Annotated in this window: 15 protein-coding genes and 2 tRNA genes; 11 read left to right on the top strand and 6 right to left on the bottom strand. The window is 71.7% G+C overall.

Annotated elements, in window-relative coordinates; all coding sequences use genetic code 11:
* Positions 1–29 precede the first annotated feature (29 nt).
* Positions 30–101, top strand: a tRNA-Gln gene (locus A6A25_RS18110).
* 80 nt (positions 102–181) lie between these two features.
* Positions 182–254, top strand: a tRNA-Glu gene (locus tag A6A25_RS18105).
* Between the two features lie 266 nt (positions 255–520).
* Here A6A25_RS18105 and A6A25_RS18100 read toward each other — a convergent pair.
* Entirely contained in the window at positions 521–1,222 is a 702-nt protein-coding gene (locus tag A6A25_RS18100; RefSeq protein ID WP_053723084.1) for an IclR family transcriptional regulator, read from the bottom strand.
* A gap of 71 nt (positions 1,223–1,293) precedes the next feature.
* On the opposite strand from A6A25_RS18100, the gene leuC reads away from it, so the two are divergent.
* From leuC to A6A25_RS18085, 3 genes are all read left to right on the top strand, one after another.
* Positions 1,294–2,697, top strand: a complete 1,404-nt coding sequence (leuC, locus tag A6A25_RS18095; protein WP_073891613.1) for a 3-isopropylmalate dehydratase large subunit — start codon at positions 1,294–1,296, stop codon at positions 2,695–2,697.
* Positions 2,698–2,712: 15 nt separating this feature from the next.
* Entirely contained in the window at positions 2,713–3,315 is a 603-nt protein-coding gene (gene leuD / locus A6A25_RS18090; RefSeq protein ID WP_073891611.1) for a 3-isopropylmalate dehydratase small subunit, read from the top strand.
* Positions 3,316–3,524: 209 nt separating this feature from the next.
* Positions 3,525–4,208 (top strand): HU family DNA-binding protein, encoded by a 684-nt coding sequence (locus A6A25_RS18085; protein WP_073891609.1) that lies wholly within the window; start codon positions 3,525–3,527, stop codon positions 4,206–4,208.
* A gap of 207 nt (positions 4,209–4,415) precedes the next feature.
* Here A6A25_RS18085 and A6A25_RS18080 read toward each other — a convergent pair whose 3' ends face one another.
* The 3 genes from A6A25_RS18080 to A6A25_RS18070 form a co-directional block, all read right to left on the bottom strand.
* Positions 4,416–5,327, bottom strand: coding sequence for an NUDIX hydrolase (locus A6A25_RS18080; protein WP_143193240.1), 912 nt, complete (start codon positions 5,325–5,327; stop codon positions 4,416–4,418).
* A gap of 7 nt (positions 5,328–5,334) precedes the next feature.
* Complete coding sequence (locus A6A25_RS18075) at positions 5,335–7,611, bottom strand: RNA degradosome polyphosphate kinase (RefSeq protein WP_073891607.1); 2,277 nt, start codon at positions 7,609–7,611, stop codon at positions 5,335–5,337.
* A 71-nt stretch (positions 7,612–7,682) separates the two neighbouring features.
* The gene (locus tag A6A25_RS18070) at positions 7,683–7,889 is read right to left on the bottom strand and encodes a hypothetical protein (RefSeq protein ID WP_073891605.1); all 207 of its coding nucleotides are present in this window, start codon (positions 7,887–7,889) and stop codon (positions 7,683–7,685) included.
* A gap of 87 nt (positions 7,890–7,976) precedes the next feature.
* On the opposite strand from A6A25_RS18070, the gene A6A25_RS18065 reads away from it, so the two are divergent.
* A complete protein-coding gene (locus A6A25_RS18065) occupies positions 7,977–9,527 on the top strand; it encodes a hypothetical protein (protein WP_143193235.1) in 1,551 nt (516 codons plus the stop codon).
* 22 nt (positions 9,528–9,549) lie between these two features.
* On the opposite strand, the gene cofC is transcribed toward A6A25_RS18065, so the two are convergent.
* Positions 9,550–10,158 carry a 2-phospho-L-lactate guanylyltransferase gene (gene cofC / locus A6A25_RS18060; RefSeq protein ID WP_073891601.1) on the bottom strand — a complete coding sequence of 203 codons (609 nt, stop codon included), beginning with the start codon at positions 10,156–10,158 and terminating at the stop codon, positions 9,550–9,552.
* A 109-nt stretch (positions 10,159–10,267) separates the two neighbouring features.
* Here cofC and A6A25_RS18055 point away from each other — a divergent pair, with 109 nt between their 5' ends.
* The 4 genes from A6A25_RS18055 (at position 10,268) to A6A25_RS18040 (ending at position 13,697) form a co-directional block, all read left to right on the top strand.
* Positions 10,268–10,969 carry a lysophospholipid acyltransferase family protein gene (locus A6A25_RS18055; protein WP_073891777.1) on the top strand — a complete coding sequence of 234 codons (702 nt, stop codon included), beginning with the start codon at positions 10,268–10,270 and terminating at the stop codon, positions 10,967–10,969.
* Between the two features lies 1 nt (position 10,970).
* Complete coding sequence (locus tag A6A25_RS18050; protein WP_073891599.1) at positions 10,971–11,975, top strand: NAD(P)H-dependent glycerol-3-phosphate dehydrogenase; 1,005 nt, start codon at positions 10,971–10,973, stop codon at positions 11,973–11,975.
* Complete coding sequence (locus tag A6A25_RS18045; protein ID WP_073891597.1) at positions 11,972–13,030, top strand: cystathionine gamma-lyase; 1,059 nt, start codon at positions 11,972–11,974, stop codon at positions 13,028–13,030. Before A6A25_RS18050 ends, A6A25_RS18045 begins: the two co-directional genes overlap by 4 nt.
* A gap of 199 nt (positions 13,031–13,229) precedes the next feature.
* Positions 13,230–13,697 carry a cysteine dioxygenase gene (locus tag A6A25_RS18040; protein ID WP_073891595.1) on the top strand — a complete coding sequence of 156 codons (468 nt, stop codon included), beginning with the start codon at positions 13,230–13,232 and terminating at the stop codon, positions 13,695–13,697.
* Here the strand turns inward: A6A25_RS18040 and A6A25_RS18035 are convergent.
* Positions 13,681–14,328: a pyridoxamine 5'-phosphate oxidase family protein gene (locus tag A6A25_RS18035; protein ID WP_073891593.1), complete on the bottom strand. Its 648-nt coding sequence runs from the start codon at positions 14,326–14,328 to the stop codon at positions 13,681–13,683. The two genes, A6A25_RS18040 and A6A25_RS18035, sit on opposite strands and share 17 nt — an antisense overlap.
* 67 nt (positions 14,329–14,395) lie before the next feature.
* Between A6A25_RS18035 and A6A25_RS18030 the strand changes: the two genes are divergently transcribed.
* Positions 14,396–15,790: an aminotransferase-like domain-containing protein gene (locus tag A6A25_RS18030; protein ID WP_073891591.1), complete on the top strand. Its 1,395-nt coding sequence runs from the start codon at positions 14,396–14,398 to the stop codon at positions 15,788–15,790.
* Positions 15,791–15,840: the final 50 nt, after the last annotated feature.

Here is a 15,840-nt window from a genome sequence, read left to right as displayed (position 1 = left end):
CCGACAGGGAGCCGGAGCCGGGAAACCAATGGGGTATGGTGTAATTGGCAGCACGACTGATTCTGGTTCAGTTAGTCTAGGTTCGAGTCCTGGTACCCCAGCTGCAAGGCTAGAAAGAAAGTGTGCTAGACTAGCCGCGCACCGCAGGACAGCAGGACATGAAGTGAATATGAAAGTTCCTGGCCCCGTCGTCTAGCGGCCTAGGACGCCGCCCTCTCAAGGCGGTAGCGTGGGTTCGAATCCCATCGGGGCTACAGATCCGGGAGATCCCTGTTTCGCTGACGCGAAACGGGGATCTTTCGCATTTACACCGGGGGTCCAACCCCCGGACCCCGGGCAGGAGGGCTTCGCCCCCTGCACCCCCCGCGCGTGTGAAGCGTGGAATGTGGATCGGGGCGCGGCTGCCGGAACCCGAGCGGAGGGCTTTCCCCTGCACCCCCAGGCCGGTTGGCACCGTCGAGAGTTGGTGGCGCCCCCGCCGGTTTCGCGTGGCGGGGGCGGGTCACTGCCGATAATCCGGTCAGAGGCGCGACTGGAGGGCCTCGGCGGCGGCCAGGAGGTCGGCGGCCCAGCGGGCGCCCGGGCGGCGGCCCATGCGGTCGATCGGGCCCGAGACGGAGACCGCGGCCACTACCGAACCCGTGCTGTCCCTTACCGGGGCGGAAACAGAGGCTACGCCCGGTTCGCGTTCCGCTACTGATTGCGCCCAACCGCGGCGGCGCACTTCCAACAATGTGCGCTCGCCGTAAACGGCGTCGGCGAGAACCGAGCGTTGAGTTCCCGGATCCGCCCACGCGGCCAATACCTTCGCGCCCGAACCCGCCGTCATCGGCAATCGCGCGCCGATCGGCACGGTGTCGCGCAAACCACTCGGTGGTTCCGCCGACGACACGCAGATCCGCTGCATCCCGTCCCGCCGGTACAACTGGACGCTCTCGCCTGTGATGTCGCGCAACCTCGGCAACACCGAGGACGCCGCGTCGAGCAGCGGGTCGGTGGCCCCGCCCGCCAACTCCGCCAGTGCCGCGCCCGGGCGCCAGCGGCCGTCGGAACCCCGTCGCAGCAACCGGTGCACCTCGAGCCCGACCGCCAACCGGTGCGCGGTAGCCCTCGGCAAGCCCGTCCGGTTGCACAACTCGGCGAGCCCACACGGATCCTTTGCGACGGCGTTCAAGACAGCCACTGCCTTGTCGAGCACGCCGATCCCGCTATGCTGTCCCACAAGCCGATACTAACTTCCCACTGTCTGGGAAGTCCAGATCTATCGACTGTCCAGATCTTGGGAGAGTTGCGATGAGCCGCACGCTCGCGGAGAAGGTGTGGGAAGCACACGTCGTGCGCCACGGCAGTGGCGCGGAGCCGGACCTGCTCTACATCGACCTCCACCTGCTGCACGAAGTGACCAGTCCGCAGGCGTTCGACGGCCTGCGCCTGGCCGGCCGACAGATCCGCCGACCCGACCTCACGATCGCCACCGAGGACCACAACGTCCCGACGGTCGACATCGAGCTCCCCATCGCCGACCCGGTCTCGCGCACGCAGGTCGAGACGCTGCGCAAGAACTGCGCGGAGTTCGGCGTCCGGCTGCACCCGATGGGCGACTTCGAGCAGGGCATCGTGCACGTGGTGGGCCCGCAGCTGGGCCTGACCCAGCCCGGCATGACCGTCGTCTGCGGTGACAGCCACACGTCCACGCACGGCGCGTTCGGCGCGCTGGCGTTCGGCATCGGCACGTCCGAGGTGGAGCACGTGATGGCCACCCAGACGCTGCCGCTGCGGCCGTTCAAGACGATGGCCATCACGGTCGACGGCGAGCTGAAGCCCGGCGTCACGGCGAAGGACATCATCCTCGCGGTGATCGCGAAGATCGGCACCGGTGGCGGTCAGGGCTACGTCCTGGAGTACCGGGGCAGCGCCATCGAGGCGCTGTCCATGGAAGCACGCATGACCGTGTGCAACATGTCGATCGAGGCGGGCGCCCGCGCGGGCATGATCGCGCCGGACCAGACCACGTTCGACTACATCAAGGGCCGCCCGCACGCGCCTTCGGGCGCGGACTGGGACGCGGCGGTCGAGTACTGGCAGACGCTGCGCACCGACGACGACGCCGAGTTCGACGCCGAGGTCCGCCTCGACGCCGACGAGCTGACGCCGTTCGTCACCTGGGGCACCAACCCCGGCCAGGGACTGCCGCTGAGCGCCTCCGTGCCCGACCCGGAGACCATCGTCGACGAGAACGAGCGCGTGGCGGCCGAGAAGGCGCTGACCTACATGGGGCTGGAGCCGGGCACCCCGCTGCGCGACATCCACGTCGACACCGTGTTCCTCGGCTCGTGCACCAACGGCCGCATCGAGGACCTGCGCGCGGCGGCGGACGTCCTGCGCGGCCACAAGGTGGCCGACGGCGTGCGGATGCTCGTCGTGCCCGGGTCCATGCGGGTGCGTGCGCAGGCCGAGTCCGAGGGTCTGCACGAGGTGTTCCTGGCGGCCGGCGCGGAGTGGCGCCAGGCAGGCTGCTCGATGTGCCTGGGCATGAACCCGGACCAGCTCAAGCCGGGCGAGCGCAGCGCGTCGACCTCCAACCGCAACTTCGAGGGCAGGCAGGGCAAGGGTGGCCGCACCCACCTGGTTTCGCCACTCGTGGCCGCCGCCACCGCCGTGCGGGGCACCCTGTCGTCGCCCGCCGACCTGGTCTGAGGGAGTTCTACGAACATGGAAGCGTTCACCACGCACACCGGGGTCGGTGTTCCGCTGCGCAGGTCCAACGTGGACACCGACCAGATCATCCCGGCCGTCTACCTCAAGCGCGTGACCCGCACGGGCTTCGAGGACGGCCTGTTCGCCGCCTGGCGCGGTGACGAGCACTTCGTGCTCAACCAGGAGCCTTTCCGGGCGGGCAGCGTGCTCGTCGCCGGGCCCGACTTCGGCACCGGGTCGTCCCGCGAGCACGCCGTCTGGGCGCTCATGGATTACGGCTTCCGGGTGGTCATCTCGTCCCGGTTCGCCGACATCTTCCGGGGCAACGCGGGCAAGCAGGGCCTCGTGGCGGCCCAGTGCGAGCAGTCCGATGTCGAATTGCTGTGGAAGCTGCTGGAGAACGAGCCCGGCACCGAGGTCACCGTCGACCTGACCGCGAACACGGTTGTGGCGAAGGACTTCACCGCGCCCTTCACCATCGACGAGTACACCCGCTGGCGGCTGCTGGAGGGATTGGACGACATCGCCCTGACCCTGCGGCACGCCGATGACATCACCGAGTTCGAGCAGCGCAGGCAGGGTTGGTTGCCGACTACCGATCCGCTGCCCGCGGGGTGACGCCGAAGGGGCCGGATTCCCTCCCCAACAGCGGGAATCCGGCCCCTTCGATCCCTCCTCCGGCCCCCGGGGTGTCCCTCGACAGGTCGTAATTGCCCACGCCACAACAAGAAATCTGGCGTGGCGATTGGTATTTCCTTGCATATGGGCTTACCGTGGGCAATCAGTCGGCCCGACTAGGGCCGTGAGCGTCCTGGGAGGGACTGAAGGTGAACAAGGCCCAGCTCATCGAGGCGCTCGCCGAGCGCCTTGGCGACAAGAAGAACGCCGCTGCCGCTGTCGACGGCATCGTCGACGTCATCGTCCGCAGCGTCCACAAGGGCGAGAAGGTCAACATCACCGGCTTCGGTGTCTTCGAGAAGCGTGCCCGTGCGGCCCGCACCGCTCGCAACCCGCGCACCGGTGAGACCGTGAAGGTCAAGAAGACCAACGTTCCCGCGTTCCGCGCGGGTTCGACGTTCAAGGACGTCATCAGCGGCACGAAGAAGCTGCCGCGCGTCACGGCCGCCAAGCCCGCCGCGGCCGCGGCGGCCAAGCCGGCCGCCGGGACGAAGGCGCCGGCGACCCGCAGCACCACCGCGCGTACCACCACTGCGCGCGCGACGCGCAGCACCGGTACCGCGACGCGTGCCGCTGCGGCAGCCACGAAGGCGCCGGCGACCCGCCGGACCGCCGCGGCGGCGAAGCCCGCCGCCACCGCCACCAAGGCCGCGCCCGCCAAGAGCACCGCGACCAAGGCCACCGCCGCGAAGACGACGGCGGCCAAGGCGACGGCGGCCAAGCCCGCCACGGCGGCGAAGAAGGCCACCGCGACGAAGGCGTCGACGGCGAAGGCCACCACGGCCGCCGCCGCGAAGCCCGCGGCGAAGAAGGCCCCGGCCAAGAAGAAGTGAAACCGGGCCGGGTGATCACCGGCCAGGTACGCAACACACACGCTCAGGGCCCGGTGCGGACGCGCACCGGGCCCTGAGCGCAACTTACCCCCGGCAGCGCGTTCGAGGCCCGCAGAGCGCGTCTCAGCGGCCGTTCCCGCGTCCGTCCGGTGGCCGATGCCGTCGGTGTCGGGCGGCGGAACCCCGAAGCTTCGGCACCTCGCCGGATCAGGTCGTCGGCACGGGCAGGGCGGTGGGGAAGTAGTGGGCCGAGACCAGCCGCGGCCAGGACGTGTGCGAGTCCGAAGTGGACCACCCCGGCTCCGGTCGGCGGAACGCCAGCAGCCAGGTGCTGCCCTTCTTGCACGGGGTGCCGTCCAGCGACAGACCGCCCAGGTCGGCGAGGGTGGACACGACGTCCGGAATCACACCGCCCTGGCTGCACACGACCGGCGTGCCTGCCCCGTCGGCGATCTCCAGCAGGCGCACCAACCCGGCCTCGCGGTCCGGCCAGTACCCCTCCTCGGACAGCCGGGGCTCCAGCAGCACGCCCACGCCGAGGTCCTCCGCCACGCCCTGGACGGTCTCCACGCACCGCACCCGCGGCGCGGAGTGCACCCGCGCGGGCCCCCACAACGGCAGCATCGACCGCAGCCCGCCCGCCTGCCGCCACCCCGCCGAGCTCAACGGCCGCAGGTCGTCGTCACCCGGCCAGTTGTCCCGCTTGCCCGCCTTCGCGTGCCGCACCAGCAACACCGTCGCCAGGTCCGCGGGCTCCGCCGTGAACGCCGCCAGCACGGTGCGGTCGGTGTCCGACGTCACCAGCGCAGCCGCCTCGGCGATCGGCAACCACCGCAGCTCGTCCACCTCGTCGTTCGGCACGAACGCACCCGAACCGGTGCGCGCGCTGAAGTAGTCCACGACCTTCGGCCGGCCGAAAGCCCGGTACGACACCTGGCACAGGTAGCGGCCGAGGGTGGCGTGGAACCCGGTCTCCTCCAGCACCTCCCGCACCGCCGCGGCCGGCACGGTTTCACCGGCGTCCAACTTGCCCTTGGGCAGGGACCAGTCGTCATAACGCGGTCGGTGCACGACCGCCACGGAACCCTCGCGCCACAGCACGGCGCCGGCCGCCCGGATCAACGACTCACCCCAGCGCGCGGTGGCTGCGCAGCATCTCGGTCTGGTGGTCGCGCACCCGCGTGCCGTCCGCCGGGGACGCCTCCCACTCGCCGTCCGGCTGCAGCACCCAGCACCGCGTGGTCGGTTCCAACGCCGAGTCCATCATCGCGTCGAGCTGCGCGGTGAGCTTCGGGTCGGTGACCCGCACCTGCACCTCGACCCGCCGGTCCAGGTTGCGGTGCATCATGTCGGCGCTGCCGATCCAGTGCTCGCCGCAGCCGACGAAGTGGAACACCCGCGAGTGCTCCAGGAACCGGCCGAGGATGGACCGGACGTGGATGTTCTCCGACAGCCCCTTGATACCCGGCTTCAGCGCGCACACACCCCGCACGACCACGTCCACCCGCACGCCCGCCTGCGAAGCCCGGTACAGCGAGTCGATGACCTGCTCGTCCACCAGCGAGTTCACCTTGATGCGCACACCGGCCGGGTCGCCCGCGCGGGCGTGCTCGATCTCCCGCTCGATGCGCTCCACGATCCCGCGCCGCACGCCGTAGGGCGCCACGAGCAGGCTGCGGTAGTGGTCCTGCCTGGCGTACCCGGTGAGCACGTTGAACAGGTCGGTGAGGTCCGCGCCGATGGTCGGCTCGGCGGTGAGGATGCCGATGTCCTCGTACAGCCGGGCCGTCTTCGGGTTGTAGTTGCCGGTGCCGATGTGGCAGTACCGCTGGATCCGCGAGCCCTCCTGCCGCACCACCAACGACGTCTTGCAGTGCGTCTTCAGCCCCATCAGGCCGTAGACGACGTGCACGCCCGCCTTCTCCAGCTGACGCGCCCACTTGATGTTCGCCTGCTCGTCGAACCGCGCCTTGATCTCCACCAGCGCCACGACCTGCTTGCCCGCCTCGGCCGCGTCGATGAGCGCGTCCACGATCGGGGAGTCGCCGGAGGTGCGGTACAGCGTCTGCTTGATGGCCAGCACGCGCGGGTCGGCCGCGGCCTGCTCGATGAACCGCTGCACGGACGTGGAGAACGAGTCGTACGGGTGGTGCACCAGCACGTCACCCTCGCGCAGGGTGGCGAAGATGCTCTTCGGCGTCTCCCGCTCGCCGAACGCCGAGTGCGTCGCGGGCACGAACGGCGCGTCCTTGAGCTGCTTGCGGTCCACGCTGTAGAGCTGCCACAGGCACGACAGGTCCAGCAGGCCGGGCACCTGGACGACGTCGTGCGGGTCGACCTCCAGCTCGCGCAGCAGCCGCTCCAGCATGTGCTCGGTCATGTCGTCGGCGATCTCCAGCCGCACCGGCGGCCCGAACCGGCGGCGGGCCAGTTCCCGCTCCAACGACTTGAGCAGGTCCTCGTCCTGGTCCTCCTCGACCTCCAGGTCGGCGTTGCGGGTGACCCGGAAGGCGTGGCACTCGATCACCTGCATGCCCGCGAACAGCTCGCCCAGGTGGGCCGCGATGAGGTCCTCCAACGGCAGGAACGTCGCCGTCGGGCTGGTCCGGTCGCTCTCCACGCGGACCAGGCGGGGCACGTTGTCGGGAACCTTGATGCGCGCGAACCGCTCCGCGCCGCCCTCCGGGTCGCGGACCGTCACGGCGAGGTTCAGCGACAGGCCGGAGATGTAGGGGAACGGGTGCGCGGCGTCCACGGCCAGCGGCGTGAGCACCGGGAACACCTGGTCGGTGAAGTAGTTCGTCAGCCGCAGCTTCTCGAAATCGGTCAGCTGCGCCCAGTTGACGATGCTGATGCCGTGCTTCTCCAGCTCCGGCTGCACGTGGTCGAGGAACGCCCTGGCGTGCTGCTCGACCAGCTCCTGGGTGCGCTTGGAGATGCTGGACAGCTGCTCGCGCGGGGTGAGGCCGTCCGCGCTGCGCACCGACAGGCCCGTCTCGTCGCGGCGCTTCAGGCCCGCGACCCGGACCATGTAGAACTCGTCCAGGTTCGACGCGAAGATGGCCAGGAACTTCGCCCGCTCCAGCAGCGGCTGGGAGGCGTCCTCGGCCAGCGCGAGCACCCTGGCGTTGAAGTCCAACCAGGACAGCTCGCGGTTGAAGTACCGGTCGTCGGGCAGGTCGGCCTGCGCCTCGGTGGCCGTGGCGGCCGGTGGTGAGCCCGGGAACGACCGCGTGGGCGCCTCGACGTCCTGCAGCGGCGTGGCACGCGTGCTGCCCCGGCGGGTGGCCGGGCGCGGTCGGCGGCGAGGCGTGCCCGCCGCCGGGGCGGTCGCCCTCGGCGTCCTCGTCCGTCGCTTGGGCGCGGGCTGCTCGGGAGTGTTGTCCGTGCTCACGATCAGCATTGTTCCCCAATATGGGCGACAGTGCGCTGAGCGGAGCCGACCTGGAAGTGAACTCCGCGTCACACCCGGAGTCACGCGGGGAGGAGTACTCCTCGCACGGTGCCGGCGGTATCCCGCACGAGGGTGACCCGTTGGCCGGGGCGCAGTGAGCGCCAGCCGCCTTCGGCGACCGCTTCCGCCGACGCGTCCACCAGCACGCCGTCGTCGCGCAGCACCGTCACTGAGCCGTCCGGGTGATGGGCGCTCACCGTGGCCTGCTCGCGCGGGTGCTCGGTCACGTGCCAAAGCTAGCCGATCGGCGGGTGGTGGGTGGTCGGGAGGCGCTGCCACGCTCCGGAATGGCCCCATCACCGAAGGGAGTCGGCATGAGGGTTGTGGCAGGGGTGTTGAGCGCGGTGCTGGTCGGCGGTGCGCTGGCCGGGCAGGGCACGGGCGTGGCGGCCGCGGCGTCCGCGCCGCAGGAGCGGACCGGTTTGCCGGCGGCGGCCAAGAACGTCGAGCTGCGGGCGGCCGTTCCCGAGACCGAAGGCGCGGTCTCCATCAACTTCATGCAGTACCGGCAGCGCGACGTGATGTTCCTGAGCGGCACGTTCGGGCTCAAGACCTACGACGTGACCGACGTCGACCGGCCCCGGCTGCTCGACCACCTGACCAAGCGGGAGCTGGCGCTGGCGGGCGACGATCCCGAGCAGCGGTTCTGGGAGAACGAGGACGTCACCGTCGACCCGAACCGCAAGCTGGTGTTCCTGGCCCGCGAGCGCAGCGCGTTCGGTCGGCAGGCCGGTGCCGACCGGCCGACCGGCGTGTACTTCGTCTCGGCGGTCGACCCGGCGCGGCTGGAGCTGTTGAGCTTCGCTCCGATGGGCACCGGGCACATCACGTCGTGCGTCAACGACTGCTCGTACCTGTGGACGACCGGCTACGACGGCACGCCGTCCACCGATCCGGACACGTACCGGCGATCCGGCAAGGTGTTCGTCACCGACATCCGCGACCCGCGCAACCCGAAGACCCTGAGCACGTACGTGGACCTCAACCGCAACCAGGGCGAGACGCACATGACGCACGACGTCCAGGTGGACGCGGCGGGCATCGCCTGGGTGGCGGGCACCGGTGGGACGCGCGGCTACCACACGCGCGGTTGGCACCGCGATCCGTTGACCGGGCGGGTGCGCGAGGCGACGCCGGTGGACCCGGTGCCGTACGCGGGCGGTGCGGCGCCGAAGCTGGACATGCCGACGTCGTTCTCGCACAACTCGTTCCGGCCGGTCGGGCGGACGCTGAAGGACGGCCCCAAGCCGTCGCGCGAGCACCCGGCGGGCAGCCTGCTGCTGCACACCGAGGAGGCGTTCGGCTCGGCGACGTGCAAGGACCAGGGTCGGTTCGTCATCTCGTCGTTGGCGGGTTCGACGGGTGGCGAGTCGTGGCGGGCGACGCCGGAGCGGCCGTTCCACCTCAAGACGGTGGGCGTGTGGTCGCCGGACGACCAGGAGGGCACGCTGCCGGGGCCGGACGCGTTCTGCTCGGCGCACTACTTCGACGTGCACGAGCGGATCGTGGCGTACTCCTGGTACGAGCAGGGGACGCGGTTCCTGGACATCAGCGACCCGGCGAACCCGATCCAGGTGGCTTACTGGCGGCCCGAGGGTGCGGTGTCGTTCGCGCCGTACTGGCACCGGGGGCGGGTGTTCGTGGCGGACCTGGCCCGTGGCGTGGAGGTGGTGAAGCTCACCTCCGGGGCGTACGAGGCGCAGGCTTCGCACACCAAGGTGACGTTGAAGACGGGCCCGGTGGACCCCGTCGTGCGACCGGCGGAGAGCCCGCGCCGGAAGTTGCCGTTGGCGCCCGATCCCGACTACGGCTACGCGTGCCCGATGCTCGTCGGTCGTTGCACGCCCGGAGAGCCGTGTTGCTGATGTGACGGTTGGGGTTCGGCGGTCAGCCGCCGACCGGTGCGACGGTGGCGGCGGTGCGTGGGCCCAGGCCCAGGTCCGCCGCCAGTCGCAGGTCTTCGGCCGTGTCCACGTCGTGCCGCAACGACGGCCACGGGCCGAGCAGCGGTGTGGCGCCCGACGCCGTGTGGGCTGCCGCCGATCCGACGCCGAAGGCCGGGGCGAGGTCGCCGCCCGGGGCGGAGAGCAGGAGCGTCGTCCCCGTGCCCTGGCGGTCCGGGCAGAACGCGCGACCGCGTGCCGTCGCCAGGGCCGCGGTGAGGTCTGCCGTCCGCAGTGCGGGCAGGTCGGCTTGGAGGGCGCCGATCACGGAGCCGGCGTCGCGGGCGCGCAGGAGCCGGAAGCCGAAGCGGAGCGACTCGTTCAGACCTTCCGGGCCGGGGGCTGATTCGACGCCGAGGGTGCGCAGCTCGGCGGCGACCGACGGGTCCGACGTGACGGCCAACACACGGCGCACCGCCGGCAGCGCGGCGGCGATGGTGTCCAGGGCGAAGGCCAGGGCCAGCGCCGGACGGTCCAGGCGGTGGCCGACGAGTCGCGACTTGGCCCGTTCCAGCGCCTTGACCGGCACCACCAGGTCGACGTCGGCTCGCACACCGCCATACTCCCGGATGCCGGCTGGACCTGGCCAGTGGCCTCGCGTTTGATTGTCGCCTCCGGTGACGTGGGGAAGACTCCAGGTCCACGACGAAGAGGGAGTGCACGTGGCCAAGGAGAAGGGCGGCTTCTGGGTCGGGCTCGCCGCGGCGGTCTTCTACCCCGCCACCGCGCTGATGGCGCGACGGCGCAACGAGGGCGCGGAGCGGGTGCCGAAGACGGGAGGGGCGCTCATCGTGATGAACCACGTGTCGCACCTGGACCCCGTGTACGACGCCGTCTTCACGCACAAGCAGGGCCGCGTGCCGCACTTCCTCGCCAAGCACAGCCTGTGGAACGTCCCGGTCCTCGGCGCCGTGGTCAAGGGCGCCCGGCAGATCCCGGTCTACCGCGGCACGGCGGACGCCCAGCAGAGCCTGCGCGCCGCGCACGAGGCCCTGGAGCAGGGCCTGGTCGTGATCATCTACCCGGAGGGCACGATCACCCGCGACCCGGACGGCTGGCCGATGACCTCGCGCACCGGTGTGGCGCGGCTCGCGCTGGAGCACGACGTGCCGGTGCTGCCGGCGGCGCGGTGGGGCACGCGTGACGTCTACGACCACTACCGGAAGAAGTTCCGGCCCTTCCCGCGCAAGACGGTGGTGACGAAGGTCGGCCCGCCGGTCGACCTGGACGCCTACCGGGACCAGCCGCAGAACCTGGCGTTGCTGCGCGAGGTGACCGACGTGCTGATGACCGAGGTGAAGGACCTGCTCGCGGACATCCGCCAGGAGCAGGCGCCCGACGGCTTCTACCAGAAGAAGGCCTGACGTGGACCGGGTCGCGGTGCTGGGCGCCGGATCGTGGGGCACCGCTTTCGCCAAGGTGCTGGCCGACTCCGGCACGGACGTGGTGCTGTGGGCGCGGCGTCCCGAAGTGGCCGACGCCATCTCGAAGGGCCGGGTCAACGTCGACTACCTGCCGGACGTGACGCTGCCGGCGAACCTGGCGGCCACCTCGGACGCGGAGAAGGCGTTGGCCGGTGCGCGGGCGGTGGTGCTGGCGGTGCCGAGCCAGACGTTGCGGGAGAACCTGAGCGGCTGGCGGCCGTGGCTGCCGGCCGGCGCGACGCTGGTGAGCCTGGCCAAGGGCGTCGAGCTGGGCACGTTGAAGCGGATGAGCGAGGTGGTCCGCGAGGTCGCGGGCGTGCCCGAGGACCAGGTCGCGGTGGTGTCCGGGCCCAACCTGGCCAAGGAGATCGCGGCCGAGCAGCCGACCGCGACGGTTATCGCGTGCACCGACCACGACCGCGCGGTGGAGTTGCAGCACGCGTGCTCGAACTCGTACTTCCGGCCGTACACGAACGTCGACGTGGTGGGCTGCGAGCTGGGCGGTGCGTGCAAGAACGTGATCGCGCTGGCGTGCGGCATGGCGGCGGGCATGGGGTTCGGGGACAACACGATGGCCTCGATCATCACGCGAGGGCTCGCGGAGACGGCGCGGTTGGGCGCGGCGCTCGGGGCGGACCCGTTGACGTTCGCCGGGTTGGCCGGGTTGGGCGACCTGGTGGCCACGTGCGCGTCGCCGTTGTCGCGCAACCGGTCGTTCGGGGAGCGGTTGGGGCGCGGTGACTCGTTGGCGCGGGCGCAGGAGGCGGCGCACGGGCAGGTGGCCGAGGGCGTGAAGTCGTGCTCGTCGATCCGGGAGCTGGCCGCGCGGGTGGGCGTGGACATGCCGATCACCGACGGCGTGCACCAGGTGTGCCACGAAGGACTGGACCCGCGCGTGCTGACGGCAGCGCTGCTCGGGCGTGAGCGGAAGGCGGAACGCCAGTGACCTGGGGTGACGGCACGCGGGTCGTGCACTCGACGCCGGTGGTGCCGGGTGAGCCGTTCCTGGCGGGGCCGGTGTTCGCGTCGGCCTACCACCTGGGCGGCAACGACACGTACGGGCGGGCGCACAACCCGACGTGGCGGGCGTTGGAGGCGGCGCTGGGCGAGTTGGACGGCGGGCACACCGTGCTGTTCCCGTCCGGCATGGCGGCGATCTCGACGTTCCTGCGGGTGGTGCTCGCGCCCGGCGATGTGGTGATGTTGCCGAGCGACGGCTACTTCCTGACGCGCACGTTGGTCGCGGAGATGCCGGTGGAGGTGGTCGGGGCGCCGACGGCCGGGCCGTACCCGTCGTTCGAGGGGGTGCGGCTGGTGCTGTTGGAGTCGCCGTCCAACCCCGGGCTGGACGTGTGCGACATCACGGCGCTGGCGGAGGCGGCGCACGCGGCGGGGGCGTTGGTGGCGGTGGACAACACCACCGCGACGCCGTTGGGGCAGCAACCGTTGTTGTTGGGCGCGGACGCGGTGGTGAGCAGCGACACGAAAGCCGTCGCCGGGCACAGCGACGTCCTGTTGGGGCACGTGTCCACTTCGGATCCGGCCTTGGCGGAACGGGTGCGTGCGGCGCGGACCACCGGTGGGGCGATCCCCGGCCCGTTCGAGGCGTGGCTGGCGCACCGGGGCCTGGGCACGCTGGACCTGCGGTTGAGCAGGCAGGCGGCGAACGCGGCGGCGTTGTACGAGGCGCTGAAGGCCCACCCGGCGGTGACCGGGCTGCGGTGGCCGGGCGCGCCGGAGGACCCCGCCCACGAGGTCGCGGCCAAGCAGATGCGGCGGTTCGGCGGGGTGCTGACGTTCGAGCTGGCGGGCGCGGACGCGGTGGCGGCGTTCCTGGAGAAGTCGAGGCTGGTGTTCGCGAGCACGAGCTTCGGCGGCCTGCACACCAGCCTGGACCGGCGGGCGCAGTGGGGCGACCCGGTGCCCGAAGGGCTGGTCCGGCTGTCCGCGGGCTGCGAGGACACCGCCGACCTGGTCGAGGACGTGCTCGGGGCGCTGTGACGGGTCCAGTGGGTGGGAGGGGTTGCGTGGCGGCGGGCCGGCTGCCACCCTCGTCACCATGTCTTTCCGCGCCATGACCGACGGGCGGGGTCACATCGACCTCCGCCTGGTCGCCAGCGCGCTCTGTCCTTCCCGGTGATCGTCTCGCGTCCCGCGGGCTGCTGACGCCCGCACCCTCACCGAGCACCGAGAAGGAACCATGTTCGCCGTTCCGGAGAACACCATCGCCCTGCCCCAGTCGCACGCCGCGCTGCACCCCGTGCGGATCGCGCTCGACACGGCGGCACGGCGAGAGCGCTGGGCCCACCTGCTCCGCTACGACCCCGAGACCCGCTTCGCCGCGTTGGTCGACTCCTCGCCGGAGCAGGAGGTGTGGCTGATGAGCTGGTTGCCCGGCCAGCACGCCGACCTGCACGACCACGGCGCGACCAGCGGCGCGTTCACCGTGGTCAGCGGCTCGCTGACGGAGGTCGTCACCCCTGGCCCGACCCAGGTGCTGCACCACCTGGTCGCCGGTCAGTCGCGGGTGTTCGGACCCTCGTACGTGCACCAGGTGCGCAATGACGGCGCCGATCCCGCCGTCACGATCCACGTGTACCGCGACGGCGGGCGCACCGTGCGCCCGGTCCGGTTCGACCCGGTGACGGGGACTACCTCCGCCCGGTGACGTGCGGCGGGACCTCCCAGTCGCCGACCAGCGTCGGGTCCGGCTCGGGCTCGCCCCACACCGTGCGCAGGGGAAGTACGCCCGCCCAGACCGCGTTGGCGGCGATGTCCTCGGGCTCGTCGCCGGGCGGTCCGCTGCGGATCTTCACCGAGGCCTCGGCGAGGTCGAGCGACAGCACGGCGGTCGCGGCGAGCTCCTTCGGCGTCGGCTGCCGGGCGTAGTCCCACGAGCCTGGGGCGAGGTGCTCGGTGAGCAGGCGCAGGGCGTGCAGCTTGGTGTCGGGGTCGGTGACCGGGACGGCCGTGCCGTGGATGACGGCGGCGCGGTAGTTCATCGAGTTGTCGAACACCGAGCGGGCGTAGACGACACCGTCCAGGATGGTGACGCCGACGCACACCGGCACGCCGGTCGCGGCTTCGCGGAGGCTGCGGGCGCCGGTCGAACCGTGCAGGTAGAGGGTGTCGCCGTCGCGGCCGTAGCCCGTGGGCAGCACGAGCGGCGCGTCGTCCACGACGACCGCGAGGTGGCAGACGAGGGCGGCGTCGAGGACCGCGTGCAGCGCCTCGCGTTCGGTCACGGCTCTGATGCGACCGCGCTTGATGGTGCTGCGGTCCGTCGGTGACAACGTCATGGGATCAGCCTCTCCGGTAAAGTGGCCCTCTGCAAGTGCCAATACTCGGCGATTTGAGGTGGCCACTGTGGCGGAGACGGCGTTGGCGGTGGTGTTGGACCGCGAGTCGGCCGAGCCGCTGGCCGTGCAGCTCGCGGACGCCCTGCGCACGGCGGCGGCCGACGGTCGGCTGCGCAGCGGTGACCGGCTGCCCTCGACCCGGGCACTGGCCGAGCGGCTCGGCGTGAGCCGGACCGTGACCGCGGCGGCCTACGAGCAGCTGCACGCCGAGGGCTGGATCGCCGGACGGCACGGGTCGGGCACCTACGTGACGACCACGCCGCCGGGCGCGTTGAAGTCGCGGGCCCGGCCGGTGGCGGTGCCCGCCGTGCCGGTGGACGTGGTGGACCTCGCGCCCGGTGCGCCGTGGGCGGAGGGGTTGGACCGGGCCGCCTGGCGGCGGGCGTGGCGTGCGGCGGCGGACGTGCAGCCGTTGTTCCGGCCGGCGCGCGGCGGGCTGCCGGAGTACCGGGCGGTGGTGGCGGAGCACCTGTTGCGGCACCGGGGGTTGGCGGTGCGCGGCGGGTTGCGGGAGGAACTGGTGCTGGCCACGGGCGGGACGACGGCGGCGTTGGTGGAGCTGGGGTCGGCCGTGCTGCGGCCCGGTGACGCGGTGGCCGTGGAGGAGCCGGGGTACCAGCGGGCGGTGTGGGCGTTGCGGTCGGCCGGGGTGAAGGTCGTGCAGGCGCCCGTCGACGCCGAAGGGCTGTTGGTGGAGGCCGTGCCGCCGGGCGTGCGCGGGGTGTACTGCTCGCCGGCGCACCAGTACCCGATGGGTGGGCGGATGTCGGCGGCGCGCCGGGTGGCGCTGGTGGAGCGGGCGCGGGCGGAGGGGTGGCTGGTCGTCGAGGACGACTACGACGGCGAGCTGCGGTACGACGTGGCGCCGTTGCCGTTGCTGGCGGCGTTGGCGCCGGACGTGGTGGTGCACCTGGGTACGACGAGCAAGATCCTGACGCCGACGCTCGGCGCGGGGTGGATGGTCGCGCCGGAGCCGATCGCCGCCGAGGTGATGGCGCACCGCGACCGGACCGGCACCAGCCCGTCCGCGGCGGGGCAGCGGGTGCTGATCGAGTTGGCGCGCAACGGCGACCTGGGGCGGCACCTGCGCAAGCTGCGCTGTGAGCTGTCCGAGCGGCGTGCGCTGCTGTCGGCGGCTTTCGCCGACGCCGGTGTTCCCGTGCTGGGTGACGACGCCGGCGCGCACATCGTCGTGCCGCTGCCCTCGGCGCAGGCGGAACGCGACGTGCTGGCCGAGGCGCTCGACCGCGGCCTGCGCCTGGACGGCCTGGCCCGCCACCACGCCGGCCGCTCGAAGGTGCACGGCGCCGCCATCGGCTACAGCGCCTGCTCCCGCGACCAGCTGACCGCGGTGGTCCCCGACCTGATCCGCATCCTCACCACCCACGCCCAGCCGTCTTGAGCGTTCAACTCGGGTGTCCTGAACGTAGGACACACGCGGCCCTGAGTTGA

Origin of the sequence: Saccharothrix sp. CB00851 (genome assembly GCF_001905065.1) — a bacterium.
GTDB lineage: Bacteria > Actinomycetota > Actinomycetes > Mycobacteriales > Pseudonocardiaceae > Actinosynnema.
This window is presented reverse-complemented; position numbering and strand designations above follow the sequence as displayed.